This window comes from Mesorhizobium sp. M1329, assembly GCF_040318035.1.
GTDB lineage: Bacteria > Pseudomonadota > Alphaproteobacteria > Rhizobiales > Rhizobiaceae > Mesorhizobium.
On record NZ_JAMYLN010000049.1, the window covers coordinates 20,213 to 29,170 of the forward strand.

Annotated in this window: 8 protein-coding genes; 5 read left to right on the plus strand and 3 right to left on the minus strand. The window is 62.2% G+C overall.

The annotated features are described in order from the left end of the window. Window positions 1-83: 83 nt before the first annotated feature. Genes NKH21_RS30555 through NKH21_RS30565 form a run of 3 tightly spaced genes read right to left on the minus strand, consistent with a single transcriptional unit; the run spans window position 84 to window position 4,676 of the window. On the minus strand, window positions 84-1,085 hold the full coding sequence (locus NKH21_RS30555; protein WP_352488291.1) for a rhamnose ABC transporter substrate-binding protein: 1,002 nt from the start codon (window positions 1,083-1,085) through the stop codon (window positions 84-86). Between the two features lie 46 nt (window positions 1,086-1,131). Continuing rightward, window positions 1,132-2,121, minus strand: a complete 990-nt coding sequence (locus tag NKH21_RS30560) for an ABC transporter permease (RefSeq protein WP_352664080.1) — start codon at window positions 2,119-2,121, stop codon at window positions 1,132-1,134. Then, a complete protein-coding gene (locus NKH21_RS30565) occupies window positions 2,118-4,676 on the minus strand; it encodes an ATP-binding cassette domain-containing protein (protein ID WP_352664082.1) in 2,559 nt (852 codons plus the stop codon). Before NKH21_RS30565 ends, NKH21_RS30560 begins: the two co-directional genes overlap by 4 nt. Window positions 4,677-4,873: 197 nt before the next feature. On the opposite strand from NKH21_RS30565, the gene NKH21_RS30570 reads away from it, so the two are divergent. The 5 genes from NKH21_RS30570 to NKH21_RS30590 all read left to right on the plus strand — a co-directional run bounded on the left by NKH21_RS30570 (window position 4,874) and on the right by NKH21_RS30590 (window position 8,800). After that, window positions 4,874-6,157: an ROK family transcriptional regulator gene (locus NKH21_RS30570; protein ID WP_352664084.1), complete on the plus strand. Its 1,284-nt coding sequence runs from the start codon at window positions 4,874-4,876 to the stop codon at window positions 6,155-6,157. Between the two features lie 191 nt (window positions 6,158-6,348). After that, the gene (locus NKH21_RS30575; protein ID WP_352664086.1) at window positions 6,349-6,549 is read left to right on the plus strand and encodes a CsbD family protein; all 201 of its coding nucleotides are present in this window, start codon (window positions 6,349-6,351) and stop codon (window positions 6,547-6,549) included. Window positions 6,550-7,072: 523 nt separating this feature from the next. Continuing rightward, window positions 7,073-7,600, plus strand: a complete 528-nt coding sequence (locus NKH21_RS30580; protein ID WP_352664088.1) for a hypothetical protein — start codon at window positions 7,073-7,075, stop codon at window positions 7,598-7,600. 265 nt (window positions 7,601-7,865) lie between these two features. After that, window positions 7,866-8,123, plus strand: coding sequence for a hypothetical protein (locus NKH21_RS30585; RefSeq protein ID WP_352664090.1), 258 nt, complete (start codon window positions 7,866-7,868; stop codon window positions 8,121-8,123). 83 nt (window positions 8,124-8,206) lie between these two features. Next, window positions 8,207-8,800 carry an SOS response-associated peptidase gene (locus NKH21_RS30590; RefSeq protein ID WP_352664092.1) on the plus strand — a complete coding sequence of 198 codons (594 nt, stop codon included), beginning with the start codon at window positions 8,207-8,209 and terminating at the stop codon, window positions 8,798-8,800. The last annotated feature ends 158 nt before the right edge of the window (window positions 8,801-8,958 follow it).

Genomic DNA, 8,958 nt, shown 5'->3' on the forward strand with positions numbered 1-8,958 from the left:
CCCCCGCACTGTTTTCATTCGAGATGTTTTAGGAGGGGCGCCGGATGGACCCGGCGCCCCGCTGGAACTTGAGCTCTAAAGGATCAGAACTTGAACTCGGCCAGATTTTCGGGGGTCACGATCTTGGCCGGACCAAGGATCAGTTCGCCGCCGGCGCCAATCGTGTATTCGCCGAGCCTGCCTGCCGTGAACTTCTCACCCTCCTTGCCGGTGATCTTGCACTGCGCAAGCGCCTGGGCTGTCTGATAGGTAAGATAGCCAAGATCGGTGACGTTCCACCAGATATCTTGAGCCGCCCCGTCCTTAATGTATTTCGAGATCAGAGTGGCCGGCGCGAGGCCGGTCAGCTTGACCTTGCCGATCATGCCCGCTTCCTCGAGTGCACGCGCGGCCGCCGGAAGGCCGATGCCTGCCGGGACGATGATCACCTTGAGATCGGGAAACGCCTGGACCAGCGCCAATGCCTGCTGCTGGTTGATCTGTTCGCTTTCTTCGCCGTAGGCCACCTGCACCAGCTTCATCTTGGAGAACTTCGGCTCGGCCGCCATCTTCGCCTTCATGAAGTCGATCCAGGCGTTCTGGTTGGTCGCCGTCGGCGTCGACGACAGGATCGCGAATTCGCCTTCACCGCCACTGAGGGCGAATGCACTTTCGAGCATCATTTCTGCCAGACTGTCGCCCTTGACCTGATTGACAAATGCCGCGCGGGCATCGGCGGCCACATCGGAGTCATATGAAATCACCCTGACGCCTTGCTGAACGGCGCGCTTCAGCGCAGGCGCGACGGCATTGGCGTCGTTGCCGGCAATTGCGATGACTCCGACCTTCTGCGACACGAGGCTGTTGATGAATTCGATCTGTGCCTCGGCAGTCGCCTGCGATGGGGCGACCTGGGTAGCGGTGCCGCCAATTTCCTTGGCCGCCTCTTGTGCGCCTCCGAAGGCCACTTTGAAGTAGGGGTCCGTGTCGAGCTTGGGCAGGAAACCGACCGTTACGGGTTCCTTGGCGCACTCCTGGCTGAAGGCCAGCGACGTTGGCGCAAGCAGAACCGCGGATGCGAGCAGGGCTAATCTAAACGCTTTCATTGTGACTCCTCCGTCAAAATTCGGGCTTGAAGGAAGGGGCCCGAGATCACCCCTTTGTCTCCCGCATTGCGCGGGATCTATTGAGCATCTCCTGTGTGGAGCGCCAGTAATTGCCGACCAGCAGCGAACCGATCAGAAGCAGGCCGATGATCATGCCCTGCGCGTCGCCACCGATCTGGTTCAGCGCCAGCACGTTACGGATGATGGCGATGAGGACCAGTGCCAGCATGACGCCGGTCAGGCGGCCCTTGCCGCCAAAGACGCTGACGCCGCCGAGCAGCACGATGGTGATGACATCGAGCTCCATGCCGAGCGCGTTGTTGGCGCGGGCGTTGGAAAGGCGCGCGGTATAGACGATGCCGGCTATCGCCGCGACGACGCCCGAGACGACGAACAGGTTCAGCACCATCCGGCGCGTGTTTATGCCGGAATAGCGCGCCACTTCGGGGCTGCCGCCGAGCGCGTAGATGCGCTTGCCGGTCGGCGTCTTCTGCAGCACGACCGCAAACACCGGCGCCAGCACCAGGAAGGGCACGATGGTCCACGGTATCTCGGTGCCCGGCAGGTTGTTGATGCCGAAGTCGACGACCGCGGGCGGCAGGATGTTGACCGAGCCGGTGCCGAGCAGGATGTAGCCAATGCCTCGATAGAGCGCCATGGTGCCGAGCGTCACAACCAACGACTGCAGTCCAAGACCCGAGACCAGATAGCCGTTGAAGGCGCCGAGCAGGCCGCCGACGGCGAGCGTCAGCGGGATTGCGGCAAGCGTCGGCACACCGGCCTGGACCAGCAAGCCAAAGACGACGGAGGTCAGCGCCAGCACCGAGGCGATCGACAGGTCGATTTCGCGGGTAATGATGAGCAGCGTCATCGGCAGGATCAGCAATGCCTTTTCCGAGGCGCTGGCGGCCAGTTGCGAAAGATTGAAGCCGGAAACGAAATTCGGCACGAAGATCGCGGCATAGAGGAAGATGGCCACGCAAGAGGTCGCCAGCAGCAGATCCCAGAAGTCGATCGAACGGAGGAACTTTTTCACCGCGCCCTCGCCTGTCTTGCCTGCTCGGCACGCCGCACGATGAAGGTGTCGATGCCGATGGCGACCAGGATAACCAGGCCGTAGACGCCCTGCAGCCACAGCGGGTCGACGCGCACCAGCGTCAGCCCGTTCTTGATGACGAGCAGTGTGAGGGCTCCGAGAATGATGCCGAGCAATGTGCCCGAACCACCGCGGATGGCGACGCCGCCGACCACCGCCGACGCGATGACGGTGAGTTCGAAGCCGAGCGCGACGCGGGCGTCGATGGTCGCATAGCGCGATGCCCACAGCGCGCCGCACAGGCCGCCGAGCAGGCCGGCCATGCCAAAGGCCAGCAGGATGCGGCGGTCAACGGGGATGCCGATCAGACGCGCGCCGTCCGGATTGGAGCCGGCGGCGAACAGTTCGCGGCCGACGGCGGTGCGATAGAGCAGCACATAACCCAGGCACAGGATGACGATCGCGATGACGACGATCAGCGGCACGCCGGCGATCTTCAGGCCGGTCATGTCGAGCCAGGCTTGCGTGACTTCGTCGGCGCTGATCTGGTCGCCGGCCGCCCAGATCGAGTTGAAGCCGCGGAAGATCGACATCGAGGCCAGCGTGACGACGATCGCCGGGATCTTTCCCCTGGTGACGACGAGGCCGTTGATCAGGCCGGCGACACCACCGACGGCGCATGCGGTCATCAGGCCGATGCCAATGTCGAGCCCCGGATAGGCCTGGACCATGCTGGCCGCCATGTAAGCCGACAGGCCGATCACCGCTGCGATCGAAAGGTCGATGTTGCGGGTGATAAGCACCAGCATCTGCGCGAGTGCCGCTACGACGAGCAGCGCGGCATCCATCGACACCGCGGTCAGGTTTGCAGCGCTCACCATGCGCGGGTTGATGATGGTGACCGGGATGGCGACCGCCAGCATCGCGGCGAGCAGGCCGAACTCCCGCCGCTTCAGTATGTCGAGCGGTCCTTTTCTTGTCTCCTCACCGGCGGCCTGTGCCGCCGCATCGGCGCTTTCGCCGGCTTTCGTCGCTGCTTCCAGCACCTTTTCCTGGGTAGCTTCGCCCCTGCTGAATTCGGCCGTCCGATGGCCTTCGCGCAGGACGATGATGCGGTCGCACATGCCGATGAGCTCGGGCATTTCGGAGGAGATCAGGATGATGGCCATGCCTTGCGCTGCAAGGTCGGCGATCATTGCATGCACTTCCGCCTTGGTGCCGACGTCGATGCCTTGCGTCGGTTCGTCGAGGATGAGGACGCGCGGTTCGGTGCGCAGCCACTTGGCCAACACCACCTTCTGCTGGTTGCCGCCGGACAGTTCCTTCACCGGCTGCGCGTAGCCGGAAAAGCGAAGCTTCATGCGCTTCAGCCAGTCCGAAACCAGATCGATCGCGCGGTTCGTGCCGTAGACGCCGGAGCGGGCCGCCTTGTCGAGGACGGGCAGCACGGCGTTGTCGAGGATGGAAAAATCCATCACCAGGCTCTGGCCCATGCGGTCTTCCGAGACATAGGCGATGCGCGCATCCATGGCGTCACGCGCCGACGCGAAGCGCACAGTCTCGCCGTCGATCAGGATTTCGCCGGCATCGGGCTGGTCGATGCCGAACAGCACGCGCGCGATCTCGGTCCGCCCGCTGCCGACCAGGCCGCCGAGCCCGAGCACCTCGCCGGCATGGAGCTTGAAGTCGATATTGGAAAAGCCGCCGGCGTGTGAAAGCCCCCTCGCCTCCAGCACCAGTGCGCCGGTGGCGTGGTTTCGCTGCGGATAGAGGTCGGTGACCTCGCGGCCGACCATCATGCCGATGGCGGCGGCGCGGCCAAGCTCGGCCTTCGGCTTGACACCAATGAGACGCCCGTCGCGCAGCACCGCGATGCGGTCGGCGATGCGGAAAATCTCGTCCATGCGGTGGCCGACGAACATCATCGCCACGCCGTGCAGCCGCAGGTCGGCGACGACGGCGAACAGCCGCTCGACCTCGCGCTGCGACAGGGCGGCCGTCGGCTCGTCCATGATCAGCACCCGCGCGTCGAGCGACAGGGCGCGGGCGATCTCGACCAGTTGCTGTTCGGAGGTGCGCAACGTTCCGAGCCGGGTTTCGGCCGGCACGTCGAGGCCGACTGTCGCCAGCACCCTGCGCGCGCCGGCAAGCATGGCGGCGTTGTCGATACCGCCGAAGCGGTCGCGCGGCATATGGCCGAGATAGATGTTTTCCGCCACCGAAAGATCCGGGAAAAGACCGGGGTGCTGGTGCATGACCGAGATGCCGGCAGCCTGGGCGTCGTGCGGCGAATGAAAGACCACAGGCTTGCCATCGACTTCGACATGGCCGCCGGTCGGGAGATACACGCCGGCCAGCAGCTTTACGCAGGTGCTTTTGCCGGCGCCGTTTTCGCCAAGCAGAGCCAGCACCTCACCTGAGCGCAATTCGAAGGACGCGTCCTTGAGGGCAATCGTGCCGCCGAAGGCTTTTGTCGCCTGAACCAGGGCAACGGGGACAGCCGCGTCGCTCTTCACCATGGCATCGGCTTCGCCTAATGCGCCCAAGTGCAGCACCTTTCCTCCCTGGTCCTGTTTTTTCAATTTGCTATATTAAATGGCTGAATGCCGCAACTGGAAAATTGACTTCCATGGCCGCGAGGGGCACTGTCGCGTCGCGCACGGGTGCGATTGGAGTGCTCGACCCCGCGGCACCCTCAAAGCTGCAAGCGGCTGGAGTGGCTCTGCGGGAATGAAATGGGGAGGCGCCGGTTTTGTCCGGAAAAGGCAGCAATTCGGTCAAGGTTCGGCATTATAACGAGCGCTTCGTGCTGGATGCCATTCGCCGCCTGAAGGAGGCATCCAAGTCCGATTTAGCGCGCGCCGCAAATCTGACGCCGGCTGCAGTCGCAACCATTGTCGACGGGCTGGAATCGTCCGGATTCGTAAAGCAAGTGGGAAAAAGGTTCGGACAACGCGGATCGCCATCCACTCTCTACCGACTTGCACCCGAGCGTATCTACAGCGTCGGCATCAAGATCGGCCGTCGAGCGCTGGAAGCCGTGCTCGTCGACTTTGCCGGCGAGGTCCGCTCCCGCGAGTCGCATGAATATCGCTTTCCAGATCCCGATATGGTGCTCAAGGCCGGCAACATGTCGCTCGCCAATTTCGACAAGCTGGTCGAGGGGCTTGGCGATGCCAGCATTGTCGGCGTCGGCATCGCCTCGCCATATTTCCTCGGCGGCTGGAGCGAAGAGCTCGGCTTTCCCGACGATCTTGGCAGCCGCTGGGAAGCAATCGATCTGACGACGTTCTTTGCCACAAAGCCGACGACCCCGGTCTTCGTGGAAAACGACGCGTCATCGGCCGCACTCGCCGAACTCATCCAGGGGACCGGCGCGCGCTTCCGCGACTTCATGCATATCTCGATCGATACCTTTGTCGGCGGTGGACTGGTGCAAGGCGGCAAGGTCCATACCGGGCCGCACGGCAACAGCGCCGCGCTCGGTCCTTTGCCGGTCTCGCCTTCAAGCCTCGATTCGGTGGCGGCCAAGCCGGCGCGCTACCAGAGCCTACTGCATCGCGCTTCGATCTATGTGCTGGTCAATCATCTCAAATCGCGAGGCATCGAGATCAACCGCGTGCGCGAGCTCGATCCCTTGCCGCCGGGGGCGCGCGAACCGCTGTCCGAATGGATCGACGATTGCGCCAATGCGCTGGTCGAGGCGATCATCGCCATCACTTCGGTCATTGACATCGAGGCGATCGTTCTCGACAGCATCCTGCCGCGGCCGATCCATCTCGAGTTGCTGGCAAAGGTGCAGACCCAGTTCAACAGGGTCAGCGCCATCGGCATCGTGGCGCCGGAAATCGTCTCGGGACAATTCGGCCCCGAGGCCTCGCCGATCGGCGCGGCGATGCTGCCGTTCTCGGCCCTGCTAGCGCCCGACAGCGGCGTGCTGATGATCGGCAAGGACAGAACAATGCTGCCGGGCAGCCTCTCGAGGCTTGCCGGCCAAAGCCAGCAAGCAAGAAGTCCGGCGACTTCAACGGGATAAGATGGCGCTGCGAACGGCAATCAAGCTTTGGATAGCATCAACATCAGCTCGCAGTCCGGCACGGGCACGGCGGGCTTTTTGCGCCGGCACCGGAACTTTTAGCGGCTGCTAATCTTCATTCGTAACCAACATCGAAATGCGGATCGGTCCGCGCTCCGCTCAGTACGGGCCCAGGAAGCAAGGAGGAACATATGAACTGGGATCAAATCAAGGGAAAATGGACGCAGTTCAAAGGCAAGGCGAAAGAGCAGTGGGGTGACCTCACCGACGATGATCTCGATCGGATCGAGGGCAACCGGGACCAGCTGGCAGGCCGGATCCAGGAGCGATATGGCATCGCCAAGGAAGAGGCGGAGCGCCAAATAGATAACTGGTCCAGAAGCATCAGCTAGGTCTTGGACGCAACGCCTTACGCTGCCCATCTCCCGGCAAATGTGCGTCGCCCGCCGTGCCGACTGGTGCGGCGGGCTCTTTCGACAGCAAGGCCCGCGAGGAACCTTTAGCCATATCTAATGTTCTACATGCGTGGCGGGCTTCGCCTCGGCGTGCGCCCAGCCCGTAGGCGAAGGAGCGTAATGATGAACAACATTATCTGGCTGGTCGGCGCCATTGTGATCGTAATCGCCATTTTGAGCTTTTTGGGTCTGCGGTAGCGTCCTAGCCCTCTCTTCGACCTCTTCGCCTCGGCAGCGGCTCCCCCGCCGGCATGGCCTCGCTGTCCGTTGCACTCAAGCAGGTCAGACTTAGGTCCCAAGCAAAATACTCCAGGATTGGACCGAAGCCCCGGCTGAGGAACGTAGCCCGCCGGCTCACGTTGTGGTGAGCTTTGGCGCGACGAAGATGCGTCCGGGCGGAGAGTTCAAAGCCAGGGAGGAGAGGCCCGACGCTCCGAACGAGCTTCGGGCCTGGCCGTAAATGCAAACGATCAGCAGACTGTTCAATTCCCATGCCCAGGCAGCACGTGCCGTTGCCAGGCTTCAGGCCGCCGGGATTCGCCGCCGCCAGATCAGCGTCGTCGGATCTTACAACGACAACGATGAACCGATCAGCGTTGCTGGATATTACGATGATGAGGTGAGCGTTCTCTGGCGGGGTGCGGTTGCTGGTGCCGCACTTGGCGCGACGGCTGGTCTGTTGGCCGGTTTCAGTGCTTTTGGAGCTCAAGACATTGATCCTGCGGGCATGACCGGGATGGCCCTGGTCGGTGCGGCGTGGGGCGGCTTTGCCGGCGTGCTTCTCGGAACTTTTGCCGATTTCGCCCAGAAGCCGCGCAAGCCGAAGATCGCACAGGGTGTCGTACTGGTGATGGCACGCGTCGATGAAAGGCAGGCCAGCGCCGCGCATACGGTGCTCCGGAGTTTCGCGGAGATGCCTTCCGGGCCGATGAAGAGGAGCACTTTGCCGAATTCAAGCCGGCTCCGCGTCCGATCTGGTGCCCGATGAAGTTTGTTTCGCGAAACAGGAATTCAAACCGGAGGCGCCCGACGAAAGCTTGGCAAACCAACACTTTGGAAGCATGCGGGCTACTTGCCGTCGTGCTGTCCTTTATTCTTACCGTTCTGTTGGTTGGTCTCATCCTTGGCTGAACCCATGCCCTTGCCACCGGCGACACTATGCCCGGCAATTGGCGAAGGTTGTGGCGAGTTCGAAGGATTAAACCATTCGTGCTAAGCGTTAATAGCTTGTCGCCATAGGAGAGGACGCCAACGTGGACAAACGGGCTGAAGGAGACGCGGAGAAATTGGCTCGAGGCGAGTTCGAGCTCAAAGCCGAACGATATGGCGTGAACGCCTTTCTTCTCGTTGTCGAACTTGTAAATCTTCTGGAAAAGCGCGGAACGATCAGCAGCGACGACGTCGCGAAAATAGCCGAGGCCGCCGCACTTGCCGTTGCCGCATCCAGCGAACCCGACGTGAGCAGCATCAATCTGTTGCAGGCCATCGCTGCCGCACGCCGGCCCAAATAGGCTTATAATCAAATCCGCCAGCAATCAGCGCCAACAAGCGCCATATATTGAACTGATCTCGATCGAGCGTGCGGAGCCATTCCATGTGCAATGACTACGAGCAGCACATCGCCTGGGCCGAGTATTGCCGGATGATGAAATCGCTGGCGCTCAATATCCCCAGTCATCAAACCGAACTGGATCTGCCGCAGGCGGATGACATCCACATCAACGATCCCGCCCCGGTAATGCGGGCTGCCGGCGACGCAATCGAACTGGCGTCGATGACGTTCGGCTTTCCTCCGGCCGGACCAAAAGGCGGACCTGTGTTCAACTTTCGCTCGGAGGGCCGGCAGTTCGGCAACAGCAAGCGCTGTCTCGTTCCCGCGTCGGCATTCTTCGAATTCACGGGAACGAAATATCCAAAGACCAAGCACAGGTTCTCGCTGAATGGCCATTCGTTCATGGCAATTGCCGGGCTGTGGCGCGAGGGTGTCGGCAACAAGCCGCCGACGTTCACGATGCTGACGAGCGAGCCAGGCCCGGATGTCGCGCCATATCACAACCGGCAAGTGGTTGTGCTGCGGCCATCGGACTGGGCGGCGTGGATCCACCTGACGAGGTCCGAGGCTGAACTCCTGCGACCGCTGCCGGAAGGGTCGCTCCAAGTGGAGACAGCTCGGGCAGGTTCGGAGTAGGAACCATCGGGATAATTGCCCGCTGAGCTGCGGCCGCGCTGCATAGTCACAGCGACGCGCGCCATGCTCAGAACGTAAGCGGTGTTCTCAGGCCACGGCCTTGAGCTCGAGCTTGTTGATGTAGACCCAAGGCAGGAGATCGTCGATCTGGCTGTTGG

What these genes read in the sequence shown, in the direction of transcription:
- NKH21_RS30555 (WP_352488291.1), bottom strand. Translation starts at nt 1,085, where the DNA reads ATGAAAGCGTTTAGATTAGCCCTGCTCGCATCCGCGGTTCTGCTTGCG.
- NKH21_RS30575 (WP_352664086.1), top strand. Translation starts at nt 6,349, where the DNA reads ATGAACTGGGATCAAATCAAGGGAAAATGGACGCAGTTCAAAGGCAAG.
- NKH21_RS30580 (WP_352664088.1), top strand. Translation starts at nt 7,073, where the DNA reads ATGCAAACGATCAGCAGACTGTTCAATTCCCATGCCCAGGCAGCACGT.
- NKH21_RS30590 (WP_352664092.1), top strand. Translation starts at nt 8,207, where the DNA reads ATGTGCAATGACTACGAGCAGCACATCGCCTGGGCCGAGTATTGCCGG.